General features: G+C 41.2%; 15 protein-coding genes. 2 read left to right on the forward strand and 13 right to left on the reverse strand.

Translation table 11 applies throughout. The features are described from left to right. Nucleotides 1–37: 37 nt before the first annotated feature. The 4 genes from HMPREF0083_RS02970 to HMPREF0083_RS02985 form a co-directional block, all read right to left on the reverse strand. On the reverse strand, nucleotides 38–406 hold the full coding sequence (locus HMPREF0083_RS02970; protein ID WP_021619529.1) for a YxeA family protein: 369 nt from the start codon (nucleotides 404–406) through the stop codon (nucleotides 38–40). Between the two features lie 119 nt (nucleotides 407–525). After that, nucleotides 526–1257 carry an ABC transporter permease gene (locus HMPREF0083_RS02975; RefSeq protein ID WP_040301300.1) on the reverse strand — a complete coding sequence of 244 codons (732 nt, stop codon included), beginning with the start codon at nucleotides 1255–1257 and terminating at the stop codon, nucleotides 526–528. A gap of 14 nt (nucleotides 1258–1271) precedes the next feature. Continuing rightward, nucleotides 1272–2021, reverse strand: a complete 750-nt coding sequence (locus tag HMPREF0083_RS02980) for an ABC transporter permease (protein ID WP_021619531.1) — start codon at nucleotides 2019–2021, stop codon at nucleotides 1272–1274. Beyond that, the gene (locus HMPREF0083_RS02985; RefSeq protein WP_040301302.1) at nucleotides 2021–2932 is read right to left on the reverse strand and encodes an ATP-binding cassette domain-containing protein; all 912 of its coding nucleotides are present in this window, start codon (nucleotides 2930–2932) and stop codon (nucleotides 2021–2023) included. Before HMPREF0083_RS02985 ends, HMPREF0083_RS02980 begins: the two co-directional genes overlap by 1 nt. 162 nt (nucleotides 2933–3094) lie before the next feature. On the opposite strand from HMPREF0083_RS02985, the gene HMPREF0083_RS02990 reads away from it, so the two are divergent. Further along, on the forward strand, nucleotides 3095–3802 hold the full coding sequence (locus tag HMPREF0083_RS02990) for a response regulator transcription factor (RefSeq protein WP_040301304.1): 708 nt from the start codon (nucleotides 3095–3097) through the stop codon (nucleotides 3800–3802). Between the two features lie 4 nt (nucleotides 3803–3806). After that, on the forward strand, nucleotides 3807–5195 hold the full coding sequence (locus HMPREF0083_RS02995) for a sensor histidine kinase (RefSeq protein ID WP_021619534.1): 1389 nt from the start codon (nucleotides 3807–3809) through the stop codon (nucleotides 5193–5195). Between the two features lie 595 nt (nucleotides 5196–5790). Here HMPREF0083_RS02995 and HMPREF0083_RS03005 read toward each other — a convergent pair. The 9 genes from HMPREF0083_RS03005 to HMPREF0083_RS03045 all read right to left on the reverse strand — a co-directional run bounded on the left by HMPREF0083_RS03005 (nucleotide 5791) and on the right by HMPREF0083_RS03045 (nucleotide 15807). Further along, nucleotides 5791–6363, reverse strand: a complete 573-nt coding sequence (locus HMPREF0083_RS03005; protein ID WP_021619536.1) for a hypothetical protein — start codon at nucleotides 6361–6363, stop codon at nucleotides 5791–5793. A 237-nt stretch (nucleotides 6364–6600) separates the two neighbouring features. After that, nucleotides 6601–7431 carry a GNAT family N-acetyltransferase gene (locus HMPREF0083_RS03010; protein ID WP_040301320.1) on the reverse strand — a complete coding sequence of 277 codons (831 nt, stop codon included), beginning with the start codon at nucleotides 7429–7431 and terminating at the stop codon, nucleotides 6601–6603. 32 nt (nucleotides 7432–7463) lie between these two features. After that, complete coding sequence (locus tag HMPREF0083_RS03015) at nucleotides 7464–7925, reverse strand: GNAT family N-acetyltransferase (RefSeq protein ID WP_021619539.1); 462 nt, start codon at nucleotides 7923–7925, stop codon at nucleotides 7464–7466. A gap of 164 nt (nucleotides 7926–8089) precedes the next feature. Then, the gene (locus HMPREF0083_RS03020; protein ID WP_021619540.1) at nucleotides 8090–11197 is read right to left on the reverse strand and encodes a GNAT family N-acetyltransferase; all 3108 of its coding nucleotides are present in this window, start codon (nucleotides 11195–11197) and stop codon (nucleotides 8090–8092) included. A 495-nt stretch (nucleotides 11198–11692) separates the two neighbouring features. After that, complete coding sequence (locus HMPREF0083_RS03030; RefSeq protein WP_148315841.1) at nucleotides 11693–12076, reverse strand: amino acid permease; 384 nt, start codon at nucleotides 12074–12076, stop codon at nucleotides 11693–11695. A gap of 264 nt (nucleotides 12077–12340) precedes the next feature. Beyond that, nucleotides 12341–13300, reverse strand: a complete 960-nt coding sequence (locus HMPREF0083_RS03035; protein ID WP_021619543.1) for a nucleotidyltransferase domain-containing protein — start codon at nucleotides 13298–13300, stop codon at nucleotides 12341–12343. A gap of 136 nt (nucleotides 13301–13436) precedes the next feature. After that, on the reverse strand, nucleotides 13437–14912 hold the full coding sequence (locus HMPREF0083_RS03040) for a protein adenylyltransferase SelO (RefSeq protein ID WP_040301308.1): 1476 nt from the start codon (nucleotides 14910–14912) through the stop codon (nucleotides 13437–13439). A 144-nt stretch (nucleotides 14913–15056) separates the two neighbouring features. After that, nucleotides 15057–15212 (reverse strand): hypothetical protein, encoded by a 156-nt coding sequence (locus HMPREF0083_RS27800; protein ID WP_155847223.1) that lies wholly within the window; start codon nucleotides 15210–15212, stop codon nucleotides 15057–15059. Between the two features lie 106 nt (nucleotides 15213–15318). Next, nucleotides 15319–15807, reverse strand: a complete 489-nt coding sequence (locus HMPREF0083_RS03045; protein ID WP_021619545.1) for a hypothetical protein — start codon at nucleotides 15805–15807, stop codon at nucleotides 15319–15321. Nucleotides 15808–16127 lie beyond the last annotated feature (320 nt).

A 16127-nucleotide genomic window follows, 5' to 3' on the forward strand; every position in this document is an offset into this window, starting at 1 on the left:
AAGTGGGAGACTTCTTTCGGAGGGAAGTTAAATTTTACTATTTATATTTCTCTTGTACTTTTCCAGGCAGATCATCAAGTTGAACTTCCTGCCAATTTGTCACCCCTCGAAAAGTTGCAACATAAAGTTTAATGTAGGCATGTTCCCTTAATTTCCGAGCTGTTGTAAACTTTAATTTCTTTTCGTTTCCGTCCTTATCATAGGAAATTAGGTTGTATTCATGGCGTTCATCTTCATTCTTCTTAACATCATCATTGTTGATTCGAGTATAATAAATATCCTTTCCGGCTGGATCATCAGGCTTTAAAAATGTATTGTTGCATCCATAAAGGGATGCAATCATAACAAACAATAAAATAAACATAAAAATAAAAAGAAGTGTTTTCCTTCTGCTATTTTTTATCATGGTCTTCTCCTTCTATATACATCTGATTTGACAAATCGATACATTTTTATGGTGAGAGGTAAGAAAGAGACACGCTGGCCTTCCTTCTGCAAGGGCTTAGTTATAATGCGGCAGCACGGTTACGCAACAATATCCGTCTTTTTAAGCCTGCGAATTCCACTTATACAAAACAAGATAATAAATAGTCCGCTCATCCCGTAAAACAAAACATGCTCCATCATTGCAAGACTATCTTGGCTTAATACACCCATACCGATGGTCAGCAACGAATATGGGTAAAACATGCCCAAATGATTGACATATAACCCGAGTCCAATTAGAGTAGCACAAATGCTTACACCAACAGGTACAGCAAAGCTACGGATACGCATGGACAGCCATAGCTGGACTCCGCCAATGGCAAGAGATGCAACCCACCCCCGGAATATCCAGCCTAATGTTTCAGAGGGAAAAGGCGAGATTAGCCCTACCCATTTTCCAGCTATAAAATATAATGAAAGGAAGAAAGCCTGCGTTACAGCAGACAGTAATCCAACCATCATCAATTTTGCAAGAAAAACATCCCGTATGGGAACAGGGGCCGTCAAAATGCTGTTCCAATTCTGATTTATGTGTTCAAATCGGCACAAAAATGCACAGCAAATTCCAATCAATACTGGAAAAAAGAATTCCCCGTAGAATAAACCCACCTGCGTCCACAAGCTGTACCACTCATTTTGCAATATTCCTCTGTTAAACACATAGTTGGCACAACCAATCAACACGCTAAATATAGGTAATACAGATAGGACAATCCATATATAGGAATGCCGCAGTTTTATGCATTCAGAAGAAAACGTCCTAATTAACATACTATCATCCTCCTTTACACTTCTTTACGACAAATGTAAAAATTCCCAACTGCATATAGCAACACACTAAACAGTAAAAGACCACCGACAAAAGGAAATGATAACCCCTGAGTTACATAAACTACGGACGAGTTAATATACTTCATTACAATAGGAGACAGCTCATTATAATACGACCAGATAAAAAAATGTCGTACCATACCTGGGAAAAGGCTAGCTGTTATTCCAATGAATCCGCCCAACATTCCTAGACACAGGGCAAAGGCCTGATTTGGTACAGCCAGTGATATCCATTGCTGCAATGCGATCACTGCCATGCTCGTTACTAGCGTTCCCATTGCAGTCTGCACCAGCAATTCCCATGGGATTGGTGAAGTCAAGCTTTTACTCTGACAAAACACAACAATTGCTACTAGTTGTAGAACGATAACAAATAGTATCAGTGAGCACGCACAAATGTATTTAGCTGCATAAATTTGTTCACGTTTAACCGATGCAGCCATAAGCATTTTCCATGTGTTTCCCTTGTGCTCCATGTCACAGATGCGAGATACGATTACCGCCGTCAAAATAGGCAGGAACAGGCCATTCATCTGTGCTATAATTGTGATAATTACCTCCCATGAAACAGCATCAGGATCGCGGGACAAGGATATGCTCCCAGACATAAAGGCCCAGAATAGTTCAATACAAAGCAAAAAAACTATCATAAGAAATATTTTTTTATGGCGTATCTTGTAAAATTCCAATGCCGCGTATCCCATCACAAGCTACTCACCTTTCCAGTCAATTCAAGAAAAATATCCTCCAGTTTTTTTCTTCGTTCCTCAATGCGGGTCACACCGATACCAGAAGTCACTAGCAGTTGGTTAATAGTTGCAATCTGTTCATCCGGCATATCTTCAAAGATGAGATAATCATCCTGGTGTACGGGTGTAAACCGATATTTCTGCAAAATCGACTTTGCCTCTGATATATTTTGTGTACGTAAAGCAACGGTGCGTTTGCTCTGGGCGCGGAGCGCATCCATACTATTTTGGAAAATAAGCTCACCATTATTAATAATGCCGACCTTTGTAGCAATTTGATCAATTTCAGATAACAGATGGCTGGAGATAAGCACTGTCATCCCAAAACGTTGCGGCAAAGATTGAATTAATTCACGTATCTCCTGAATACCTGCGGGATCAAGACCGTTAGTAGGCTCATCCAATATCAATAGCTTCGGAAACCCCATTAATGCCATTGCGATACCTAAACGCTGCTTCATACCTAACGAATACTGACTAACCTTTTTACCTTTATGAGATTCAAGGCGCACAATGCGCAAAGCCTCATCAACATTCCTATTTGGAACGTTGAGTAAGCGCTGCATCACCCTCATATTCTCCAGTCCACTCAAATGTCCGTAGTATGAAGGAGACTCTATGAGAGAACCTGTATTTTTCAAAATAAATAACCGATTAGCACCGAATTCTTTACCAAACATATTCACTCCGCCATCAGTAGGTTTAACCAAGCCTAACAGCATTTTCAGCGCGGTGGATTTGCCAGCTCCGTTGGGTCCGAGGAAACCATAAATGTCTCCTTCATACACCTTCAAATTCAGATCTTTGACCCTATATACACCATCGTATTGCTTGGACAGCTTATAGGTTGAAATCATCTCTGTCATACTATCTACTCCTTGTTTGTGTTTGTCAGTTACCTGCATTCAATAGTAAGATACAACGATTACCTAACCCCAAACTGAATATAACCTTACAGCTACCTTAAATCGTGTTACCATGTTCAAAGTATGCTAAAAATCTTGTATAACTAAAAATGGGTGATTATAGTGACTGATTTAAAAAACAAAAAGATACTTATTGTTGATGATGAGCCAGATTTGCGTCAAATGATTGAAAATTTTTTACGTAAAGAAGGCTATTTTCGCATTTATTTAGCTGGAAATTGTGCTGAAGCTATTGAACTATGCCATTCCGTCAAACCTGATATTGCCATACTGGATGTCATGCTTCCTGATGAAGATGGCTTTTCCCTGCTTGGCCGTATCCGGCAATTTTCCATAATGCCAGTGCTATTCCTCTCTGCCCGTGGAGAAGATGAAGACCGTTTAATTGGACTTGGCTTAGGTGCGGATGATTATGTAGTTAAACCTTTTCTACCAAGAGAACTCACACTACGTCTGACAGCAATTTTAAAACGTGTCTATGCACCGGCACGGCGGGAAAGTCTGCCTATATTTGACTTAATAAACTGCACGATTGATCTTGAAAGTGCGACGGTGTATAAAAACGGCAAGGAACAACCTCTGACCGCAAAAGAACATGCACTTCTTTTGAAGCTTTATGAAAGCAAAAACCGCATCATCACGAGTGATGCCCTCTGTCAAGCGATTTGGGGTGATGATGCATACGGTTACGAAAATACGTTGATGGTGCACATCCGCCGTATTCGCGAAAAAATCGAAGCGAATCCGTCTCAGCCTCAGAGCCTGCTTACGGTGCGTGGTTTAGGATATAAACTAATAGTTAAGGGGTAAAAACATGAGCAGTACATTACGTATCCTGCGGGGATTTGCCGGAGCAACAATATTAATCTCTATTCTGCTTTTATTCATAAATTTTATTGTCGGATTTATGATTACTGTACCACAAGGCAGTTTATCTTCCGCAGGCTTGGTTAAAACAGTTGCTAACAAATTAGAAGGAAGTAACGGTGCGTATTCCCTTGATACACAAGCAGAAAAGCTGCTAAAGCACAACCATTTGTGGGCTATGTTAATTAATAACACTGGACAGGTGTCCTGGAGCTATGCTTTACCAGCTGAAATTCCGAAAACTTATTCACTGACAGAAGTTGCGAAGTTTTCTCGTTCGTTTCTAATGGATTATCCAGTATTTGTCTGGGAACATCCTGATGGATTGGTCGTAATAGGCTATCCAAAAGATAGTTACGGAAAATACTATTTGAGCTATCCGAGTGACTTTATCGCCTCAATTCCATTTATTTTAGTCGGACTACTCATCGGAAATATATTACTGGCATTATTGTTCTCTATGCTACTTGGTGGGCGGTTAATTGCACCATTAAGATCATTAGTCAATGGTATTCATGCACTTGCTCACGAACAGACCGTCCACATTAAGCCAAAAGGCATTCTTAGTGAACTGGCTGAAAGCCTGAATCATGCCTCCGATATACTAAAGGCTAAAAATGAAGCGCTAAAAACAAGGGACGAGGCCCGTTTCAATTGGATTGCCGGGATATCCCATGATATACGTACACCTCTTTCTATGGTTCTTGGCTACGCCAGTGATTTGGAAGAAAATCCGAATTTGTCACAAGAGCAGCGGAAGCAAGCTGCTATAATTCGGCAACAGGGGGTTAAATTACGCGAATTGGTTAAAGACCTCAACCTTGTATCTATGCTGGAGTACGAAATGCAGCCTCTTGTAAACAAACCAATGCGACTAGCTCCCATTGTGCGGCAAGTTGCTTCAGATTTTCTAAACAATGGATTGGATGAGAAATATAATATCCAATTAGACATCGGAGACGAAGCAATTACTGTTAACGGTGACGAAAAGCTATTGACACGAGCATTAACCAATTTAGTGCAAAACAGTATTACTCACAACCCACAAGGATGTGAAATCCATATACAAATTCCACAAGGCAACACCGATCAATCCCTGTGCAGCATCATTGTATTCGATAACGGTCAAGGAATTCCGCAGGACCAACTTAGCAATCTGATGGAACTCCCCTATTCTGATAAGCGAAAGCATCACCGTAGTAACGGTCACGGACTGGGGATCCCCATCGTGACACGTATCGTGAAAGCACATGGAGGACAGCTTGAATTGTTCAGCGATATTGAAGAGGGATTAACCGCAATTATTTATCTTCCAAAAAATATTGGGACTACCTGACCTGGCTGTTCCTAAACGTGGGCTAAGCGCCTTTTCAGAATAAGCCTACACGCATAATGAACCAGTGCTATGAAAAAAGCGATTCTAGCATAAAAGCCAAATTCCTTGAAAAAATGTTTAAATGAGCGCGTATGAAATAAGCCTGGGAAACAATAGAATGTATACCAAATGCTTAAGGAAAGAAAAATGACAGTAATGCCGAGTATCCAGAAGACCCAAGTTCTCTCCTTTTTATTTTGTATAACAGTCTGTTGAGTTTGTAACATAATTTGTGTGCCCTCCTTTTGACTACATTGCTTTCAGCCGTGTATTAGCCAGTTAATAAGTAGATCGTACAAGGAGAATGTTAGCACTCTTTAATGAAAATTTTATGAAATTCAAAGGTAATAGGGATAGACTTAAAAATTGGGAGGTGTGGCAGAAAACGTTGGATAGTTGGATAAATTCACCAGCATATTCCTATAAAGGAATCGTGTAGACAATAAGGCAGCGAAGTTGCTGCCCTTTTTTATGACTGCTTCTATACCCCAAGACACGCCTATTTCTAAACTTCATGACATAACACGTAGCTCTCATCCTTGTGGAAAATCAATATTTACTTCATATCCTGGAAAATTCGCGTCAATCTAATTTCTTTAATAAAGTAAATTCCTGCTGCATCTTTTGGCGAAACCAATGTAATATCATATGTACCAAAATTCGGTACAATTATCTGTACAAGCGCATTCTTTTTATTTTCGCTTATTTTTTTAATTACAGTACCATTCTCATATGTTGCAATTTGATTTTTATTGTCTGTTTTTACGTTCATAAGAATATTTCCGTATTTATCTTTTGGAAGATTTGGAATGAGGTTAGTAGCTATCGTTTCTACGGTTAAAAAAGGATCATCTTTCCAGGGTGAATGACCACCTGTTTTATGAGAACCCAACTGAGATTTTGTAAAGTAATGGATATCCCCTTTTATATAATAAGGAATTTTGGTTGCTGGTTGATTTAACGTCTGATCTGATAAGGAATACAGTATAAGTGGTTGCGCATTTACTGTTTGCTGTGTAACCGGAGAAGGGGCTGTTTGGTTTAATGCTATAGATTGATTTACACATACAGGAATAAGGCCGAGTGCAATAAAGAATACAGGAAGAATAAACTTCAACTTTCTAATCATACGTACATGACCTCTTTCTTATATACATCTGATTTGATACATCAACACATGTTTGTGGTGGGAGGTAAGAAAAGAAAGAAGGGCGGTGGGCGGTCGGAAAAGGACACTCGAGCCTTTCTTCTGCCTGAGCGCAGGGCGCATCCACCCTCTTCTTTTTCTAATTAGGCTTGGGCATCGCTGTATAATTACAGCGATGCCCAAGGTTGCCAAGAGGAGCTCGACAACTTCGAGGAATATTTAAAACTCAAACTCAAGTGTTTTGCATTTCGACTTAAACTCAAACCCTAATTTTTCTCCTAATCGATTTGACTCCACATTCGTTTCAAGTGTCGACCAGTGTGGTGTTAGCCCATTTTCCATGCAATGCTCCAAATACGCTGCACATACCAATGTTGCCAGTCCTTTATTCATTTCTTCTTCATCGTATGTTTCCACACTAATCTCATGATCTTTTCCGTTTACGCAGCAGGTCAGGCAAGCACTGATTATTTTATCTCCTTTCAGTACACAGTACCCCAGGCCTTGTTGAAGAAAATCATCCACTGAATACCAAAACTCATCTAAAACATTAAAAATTATTTTATCCGAGTCGTTATTAATAACTTCAGCATCAATTTTTTTAATGGTATACCCCTTCGGCAAAGGTTTATAGCCGCTTTTTAGAGCATTGAATTTCTCACGATTAAACTGGAAGTAATGCTCATAATCCCATTCATACTCTCTATGCGAAACCACTTTTTTCATGACTTTTTCCCAGTTTTCGTCAGGTATAAGCGCAAGAAAATACGTACCGCCGCATGATTCATATGTATCTATTTTCAATTGATTATCAATAAACTCACGCAGAGGATGGATAAATTTTTCATTGGCAGCATCCCCAATGAAAATGCTAATTACTCCTGTTTCATCTACTAATGCTGTTTGAGGTTGTTCGATATTATCTACGTAAATCGCTCCTTTGTTCGTACCGTTAATGATTGCATTTAGCATTAAATCATTTTTTTGCTCGGGTGTTCGTAACAATGCTCTTACTTTTTGATAATCTTTTTTATCAAGTTTATAAATCATAGGTATAAGCTCCTTCTCTTTTAAAATATTCATTAAAACCTGAGTGTTAGCCCGATCTCCTCTCCAAAGGTTTCTCCATTCGGTGTAAACCCTAATCGAGTATAAAAGCTCATAGGGCTTCCCTCTCCAACCTCACAACTTGTCGTTATCTCGTTAATCCCTTGCCCTTTTAAGTGTTTTATAAGTACCTCCATTGCTTGTTTTCCATATCCTTTTCCTTGATGGGGACCCGCAATCATAAAACGCCATAAATAAACGCCATGGGCGTCTATCTCATCATCATAGTCCGCTCCCTGGTGTAACATAATGAAACCAATCGCATCATCATCGGCATAAATCGCTCTAAACCATGCATTTTCAGAGAAATAAGCTTGAGCTATAGATACGGCATTATCTGCAACCATTTCTCGTTGAACCTCAGAAAGGGTATTGCTCAGATTACATATCTCCAGAACGGTTTTAGCATTAATTCTTCGAAAATGAACATCTGACATTCTATCACTCCTAACTTAGTAAGTTGGGCACCCTGCTCAATACTTTGTTTGATAATCACATGATGAGGCCTCCTTTTATCCTCCGTATTTTTGTTACATAAGTTTAGATGGCGAGAAGAGTGCCTAGGTTCATAAAAAGATATATTTTTTTGTATGGGGAGCTCTCATGCTTTGAATGTGAGGCCGCGAATTTTCTTCAAGGCCCCCTGTGGCAAAGCGTCGTCGGTAAAAACGAAAAATATCGGCGCCAAACAACTCAAAGTTCCGTGTGGCAGCCGCAAATGGTGAGAGAATGAAAGACAACTAACTTCCTTGTTTGAGTATACTGACGGCTGGATGACAGATTCATCGGTCACAACATGCATGATCCCTTTTTGTTCTTCTCGTCCGAAAGTATAACCTCCCGTTTCGCGCACCTGCAGCTCCCCATTTCCAAGCCGATAACACAACTGCTTCCCTTCGGGGTTGAACGTTCGTAACCAGCCATGATCTGGACCGTTGCCTGAATATAAAAACATTTCTGTTATGAGGTGCTTCCCATCGAGATACATGCCAGTTTCTTGTTGAATTTCTGTGAAATATGCAAGGATCGGTACATCTGGTAGTAGCAGATAGTACCCGTTCAACGTTAATCCCTTATACGTCTCGTGCTTCTGTATGTTCAAGCTAACCTTGATTCCGGACCACATGTTATTCTTTTCATCAGGAAGATGAACGAAGGAAACCGAGCGTTCCTCCTTCAAGACAGATAGCGGACCCAAACCATCTAATTGATCGGAGATTCCACCGATCCAGGGATTCCACCATGATTTCGGTCCATACTTTGGAAAACCTGTAGCCAGCCATTCCCGACCATCCACTGTAAAGGAATGAAGTCCCGGGTAATAATCTGCAGCTGCAGCGATCCGAATTCGTCCGTTGTCCGCCTCGTACACGGTAAAACCTGATTCAACATTTTCTCTTTGCTTTACACTATTTGTACCAATCTGAAATAATGAGGTATGATATGTCTCATCAAGTGGGCCTACACAGGCGTTCACCCGGATTGTCTCGACAGGACGGCCAGGTGCTGGGAGCATAAAGCAAGCTTTCGCCTCTTTATTTCCCGAGAAAGACACCGTCTCTGCCGGTTCAAAATTGCCTAGATATGAAACGGATACTTCTCCTTCCCATATGTTCTGTTTTATATCGCACAACATTATAGGTATACTACCCGTTTCCGGGGATACAAACGGATTGCCGCCATTGGCCGTCAGTTCTATATGACATACAGGTTGTGCCGGATGCTCAGCGACAGAGCGCTTCAAAGCAAAATTGCGGAATGATCTCCAGTCTTCGAAGCCGCCAAACGATAGAACAATGTCACCGGTACGCTTCGTTTCACCAGCATTCACCCTTCCAATATCAGTTTCCAGCCCCATATTCCAGTCGTTTAAATTTATGGAGTGGGTATCGGACCAGCAAATTCCGAATGTCTCTTTCCCTCCACGAGAGAATATCCACGGTTCGTTTACCTTACTTCCATCCCAATAATCATAGTCGTTACCATGAGAATCATTAATCTCGACGAACTGACTTCCATAGGGAAGCACAGAGCCGTACAAATCATAATAAATTCTCTGAGAGACCCACATTTTAGAAGGAATGTTGGTACCCGAATCGTTCTCTACCTCCTGCCACAACTTTACCGTGCCATCAGCATACAGAAGCGAATGCATATGCAGGAGTAATTGCGGATATTCACCAGAACGGTATGTATGTTTGAAACCAATCGCTCCACGTTCCTGCTTCCATTCCCAATGTTCCGGCTTCTTTTTAGAAAACTCACCTGAATACGGCTTGCCTATTTGCGGGTGCATCAATATGCACTCCTCCTTCCAGCCTGAACGCCGGATATAAATCTGATTGTCTTCCTTATCGTAATTAAGGCTATACTTGCCGTTCATAACCACTCGTGTATTCCCAGTCTCACCAACACACATAGCTCCTGGTCCGCTGAATCCTCCACCGATAATTCGAGAAGATGTTACCTTCCGGCCGCTTGCTAGGGTCGCCTGGATTTGGAGTTGTGACCTATAAAAGCCGTAATCCAAAAGCCTACAAGGAATGGTCAAAGATGCCCGTTCCTTCATTCCCAACTGTACTGTGAACTCATGCATCTCCAATTCCAGCCATGGCACCGGGGGCAGAGCAAATGAGAACGATGCGGTTTCAAGAAAATTATTTTCAACATCGATGTAGAATTCATACTGCCCTTGAAGGGCATATATGGTATCAGGCACCTTCATCGACAAGTTGGCTGGAAACTTTGGTACTACCCCAACCTTTAGTACTGCCTGAAGATCATTGATTACCACCTGAGCACAAACAGTCGGACAGGTCTGCCACTCGCTCTGATCTTCCTCAATCTCTCCAACAAAGAAGCGGGCGGTCAGCAATTGTTCTCCTCTTTCTACTTCAACTGACTTTCGCCAGTCAAATACAATATTGCGGTCCGACACGCCCTGGAAATCCAGTTTAAGCGGATAATCCGATTTGTTAATAATTCGATATTGTACGATATATTCTTTGCCAAAGACGGGTTCGGCCTGCTCTACCGTTGCAGATAACATATAATCTTCCGTCTCAATTAGACAGATGCCTCTCCCCCTGCGCTCAACATCCACGCGAAGTTCACGTCCATTCTTGGTCCATGCATATGTATACGTATGGAAATTGTTTTCTATACGACCGTCTGGCGCTACTTCAATCGTACGTGTGAAATCAGCATACCAATCGATATCTGAGAAATAGGGTACGAGTGCTGGACAATTAACGATTTGTGGAATGAAGTTCATAAAGTGCGTCGTATCCTCACGGTCTTCCCAAAAGAAACCGCATCGTTTGTATAACGGAACTGCCTTTACATTCCCTTCCCACGTATACAGGTCAAGACGTGGCCATCCTCGGTCAATAGTCTCTTTCACTGCCCGCAGTACAAGCATTTTTCCGATCTTCTTACCGTGATAGTCGGGACGAACGTTCAAGAGCTGGATATACAACGCTCCTGTGTCCTCCCGATATTCACTTAAGCTGCAATAACCGACAACCTGTCCATCGCAAACAGCCAGAAAGACGGCCAACGAATCAGAATTGTTCTCCTCCTGACGGATTTGTTCCCCAGTACGAACAGATGTACCACCGCCCCATGCATCCTGGCTTCTGCTCCACATCTCTGCAATACTTTCTGCATAATCAGGATGATAATTTACAATTTCAACATGCATTTCCATCTCTAACACCTCAGTATTTGCTATATAGTAGGCTTATCCTTTATTTACGCAAGTAACGAAGAAAATTCCCAATTTTTTTCGTTACTTACAGAACATCACTTTTTAGTTTGTACAGGGATTTTTAATTGGGTATGGATGTAAGGATATGGATGATTCATAGTCCATCCTCCTTTTGTCCCTTTTATTTTTGTTACATAAGTTTAGATGGTGGGATGAGCGCCTAAGTTCATGAAAAGATATATTTTTTCAAAGGTGTTGATTATCCATAGATGGATAGAAGAGAATGACGCATATGGTGTGCTTCTCATACATTCCGACATGCAGAAAAAATACTTGAACGATGGGGATATGACCATGATTCAGTTTATTACTTTAGATCCAGCGCAAATTTCGTATTTGTTTTCCACAAGGAGGGAAAGAAGCATTTCAGGGGGAACAGTACGATATAGAGGATATCAATGAAGGACACTATTTCGTCTGGGAGCGCACATTGGGTCAATTGCATACGATTTTTAAATAAAGATATATTTCCGACAAATGAAATATATGCACTATATATCCTGCACCTGTTATTCCTACAACCGCTTGTCCAGTAGCCACCCAAGCAAAAAAGAACCATCCGACGATTGCGCTCCACTTATAACCAAAAGCTTTCTGGACAATGGTGGAAATTCCGCCAAAGTCCTTGTATTTTAAGGCAAGTCTCGCAAAAGTATAAGCCAAAGGGATACTTAATAGTGATAAAATTGTCCAGGATAGAATGGACGAAGGTCCCGCAACAGTAGCGGTATATCCAGGGAGAATAAGAATACCGGAGCCAAGGACTGCCCCCATATATAGTGCAACCCCCTGACTAAATGTTATGGATCGTGAGTGCATATAAAAATTCTTCCTTCCTTAGCTGATGTATTTTTAAGGATAGTATATCCGCATTAAGGAAAGTACGTAAGATTTTTGGAATAAGAGAGCAAGAATACAAAAGTAAATAAATCGTATAACGAAAAAAGGAAAAGGATCAATTCCGAAAATTAGTCCTTTTCCTTTTGGCTATGTTAAACAACAATGTTGATAATTCGAGGAGAAGAAAAGGGCTCGTTTGCAGTTCTTTTTCTAGTATTCTTCTTCAACAAAGCACCCTTTAGTTCAACAAGAAAGAGTTAAAAGTTCATCACTTAGCCTACATAATTCTCTTACTTTTTTCTCCTCTAAAGGAATAAATCCAATCTTCGATAAATCTTTTTGTAATTCATTAGGCAGGTTGTCAAAATACTGTTCAAAAGATAACCCATTTGATGTTTCAAAATAAATCCATAAAGCTTCTCCATACATTTGCCAAAGTAAATTGAAATCTTCATTATTATTAAGTAATCGTTGGACTTTCCTTTCACATAAAGTATCATGAATATCACATAAGCCAATATATGAATGCCCTTGCTTTCTTAGGTACTTACGGAACCGGCTAAGTATTACAGGCACTTCTGATAAATCGTCTATTATAGAAAAAGGAGATACACGTTTAAATTCCTCAAAATGCACTTTTAAGTTTTGAATTCGGGGAATTAAAAGCCCAGTTGAAAGTGAATGATGATTAAGAAATAAATATAAGAATCCAGCCTCTGCCCAAGCTCCCATAGAAGCGTGAGTTGCGGAATAAAATTTATGCTGTTTTAAGTAATCAAAAGCATACATCGTTCTTTCTTTAACCATTTCTGAAACTTGTTTAACCATCTTTTTCTTAGCGTTTTCAGAGCCAAAATAAGTAGTGGCCCATTGTTTAATCTTACTAAATTTATCCGCTTCATCTTTAACAATAGTAATTTCATTCAAAAATCTGTAATCCCACGGAGATTCTTCAATCATATGTTGATTTGGCAACTCATCTATATGTAATGTTTCTAATTGAATAATTTCACCATTATAAATAACATCAGATTTGTTTGAGCTTAAATTAGTATTTGTATAAATAGTTAAATCCACGTCACTATACTTGTCAGCTTCACCTCTTCCTACTGAACCTCCAACAAAAGCATAAATTACATCCATGTTAGACTCTCTAATAAAATCTTTAGCAATCTGAAGCAAATTCTCATTCTTATTCCTCATTATTCCCCTCCGAAATCCTGTCTTGAACTTCCCACACTTACTCAGTCATTCAGCCGCATGGCCATCAAGCTGATATGAATAAGGCCGTCAGGCCCCGTTCATATCAGTTTAATAGCGATGCGGACTTCCTCCTATATCAGGTACCGCAAAAGGTTCGGTAAGGAAGGGCTGATGGCGCAGGCGGTGTGGAATAATCAGCCTGTTCAGGAGAATGCGCGTAGGGTCTAGAAAGAACATCAAGAAGCCGTTCCATTACGCTGTAGTCTTCTTGTTTTACTGCGGCTTCTAGTGCGGCCTCTACGCGATGGTTCCGAGGAATTATCGCAGGATTGCTGTTCCGCATCAACTGATGAGAGGTGGCTTTCGATTCCTGCTGCCTGTCTAATCTCGCCTGCCACAGCTCATGCCACTGAGCAAATTCCGGGGTCCCAAACAAGGCCATATCCTCCTGTGTACCAAAAGTTAATGCCCGGAACGTATTGGTATAGTCCGCCCGATACTTCTGCATCATATTGAGAAGATCTTCAATAAGGGATTCATCCTGTATCTCTTCGTTAAATATTCCCAGTTTTGCCCTCATTCCCGCGAGCCAATTACGGTGATACAACCCAGCAAAATCTGAAATTGCATCCTGGGCCAGTTTGATAGCCTCCTCCTGATTGACATGCAGCAATGGCAATAGAGTTTCAGCAAATCGCGCGAGATTCCAGCCGCCAATATGCGGCTGATTGCCATAGGCATAGCGGCCATGAATGTCAATGGAACTGAATACCGTTGCCGGGTCATAGGCATCCATAAAGGCGCAAGGACCATAATCGATAGTTTCCCCGCTAATGGTCATGTTGTCGGTGTTCATCACCCCGTGGATAAAGCCAACCAGTTGCCATTTGGCAATCAGTACGGCCTGACGTTTGATCACTTCCTGAAGCAGCGAAAGATAGCGATTCTCATTAGCTTCAGCTTCTGGAAAATGGCGCTTTAATGTATAATCAGCTAGGACCCGTAGTTCCTGGGCTGTGCCCCATTTTGAAACGTATTGGAAGGTACCGACGCGCAGATGGCTGGCAGCCACGCGGGTCAGAATTGCACCAGGCAGATCGGTTTCACGGATCACTGACTCACCGGTTGTCACTACCGCTAGACTACGGGTGGTAGGAATACCAAGCGCATGCATGGCTTCGCTGATAATGTATTCGCGCAGCATCGGTCCAAGTGCCGCTCGACCATCGCCTCCACGGGAATATGGCGTTCGGCCCGAACCCTTGAGCTGAATATCAAACCGTTCACTTAAAGGGGTGATTTGTTCGCCAATCAGCAGAGCCCGGCCGTCCCCTAGCATCGTAAAATGCCCAAATTGATGCCCCGCATAAGCTTGAGCGAGAGGCAAGGCGCCTTCAGGAACTCGGTTACCAGCAAACACTTCTATCCCTTCTTTGCTTTGCAGCGCCTGGATGTTCAATCCTAGGGATGTTGCCAACGGAGCATTGAGAATGATTAACTTCGGTGAACGTACGGGGGTTGGGTTGAGACTGGTAAAAAATGATTTTGGCAGACGTGCATAGCTGTTGTCCAAGTTCCACCCTGTTTTTATTCCTTCTTTTTCCCTTGTCATCGTATCTCCTTTTCTTCTTTTGTCTTTTTGTATCCTAGTTTTTTCTTTTACGTAAAATAAGAATCCTAGGCAGCCCCTTTTAGTGTCTACTTCTGCTAATTTATTATACCCTTTCCACACATAGATGGCGCCCTTTAAGTATTTTTAGGAGTGATCTTTTGCCTCAGGTTGATGGTGATGGGGTTCCTCACCTATATCGTAATCATGGTAACGGGAGCGAACCCGCAGGGCGTGAGAGGCACGGCAACCATAATCTCCTACATAGCGAGTCCGGGGAAGTGACAGTTGTTTTGCTCCCATCGATGAATCCCTTTTCAAATAAAAAAAGAACATCGCCTTTAATAAGTCTGTAGCAAGGCTATAACCTCGCTTGAACTTAGTAAAAGTGGTGTCCTCCAATGTTTGGTCAGACGTATCTAAAACACTCCCCTCTATCTTTCCAAGATTCCGGTACTACCCATTTGAGCCATATTGTACGCTGCTCTTGATTACCTTCTCTTGTTCCATTCAAAATGTCGTGATATACCAGTTCATTCTTATCTACACCTAAAACCCTACATGGCATTTCTGGTCCACCAAAATAAAAGTAAATACACTCATCTTCTTGCGGTACCCAGTACTCGACTTCCTCAATTCGAACCTCGAATGATTTTCCCCCCGGTTCTTCACAGGTAAGAATCCCTTGTTCTGCGTTTATTTTATTTATTCTCACTGGAGATTCACATTCTTTTATCACTACATATCTCTTTTCTTCCATCCAGCTTGGTAGCTCATGTCGTGCTATCATTTCTAAGAAAAAGGAGCATTCAGTAATGATTTCTTCTGTTTGAACAGATTCTCTCACAGTCGATAATAGAGCCTGTAACCGCTCCCGCATTCTCTTATCAAACTTCATATCCGTACCCCTTATATTTTTCCTTTCGCCAATTTAGCACATATGTAGGATAAGCCCCTGCCGTCTTTCTGTGTTTCTACGGCAGGTTCCCCCCAGAACCGTGCGTATACATATACGGCTCGCCATTTATTAATCTAGTCTTCCAGTATGCAAATCCATATGACTTTGTTCGCATAGTGCAACGGTTTTAAATGTTTCTTATCTCTTTTTACTTTTTAAGCCTTTTATATACGTCTGATTTGATAAATCGGCACATTTTTGTGGTGAGAAGTAAGAAAAAAAGGTAGGGCGGTGGGCGCATCCACCCTCTTCTTTTTTCC

The organism is Aneurinibacillus aneurinilyticus ATCC 12856 (assembly GCF_000466385.1).
Taxonomy (GTDB): domain Bacteria; phylum Bacillota; class Bacilli; order Aneurinibacillales; family Aneurinibacillaceae; genus Aneurinibacillus; species Aneurinibacillus aneurinilyticus.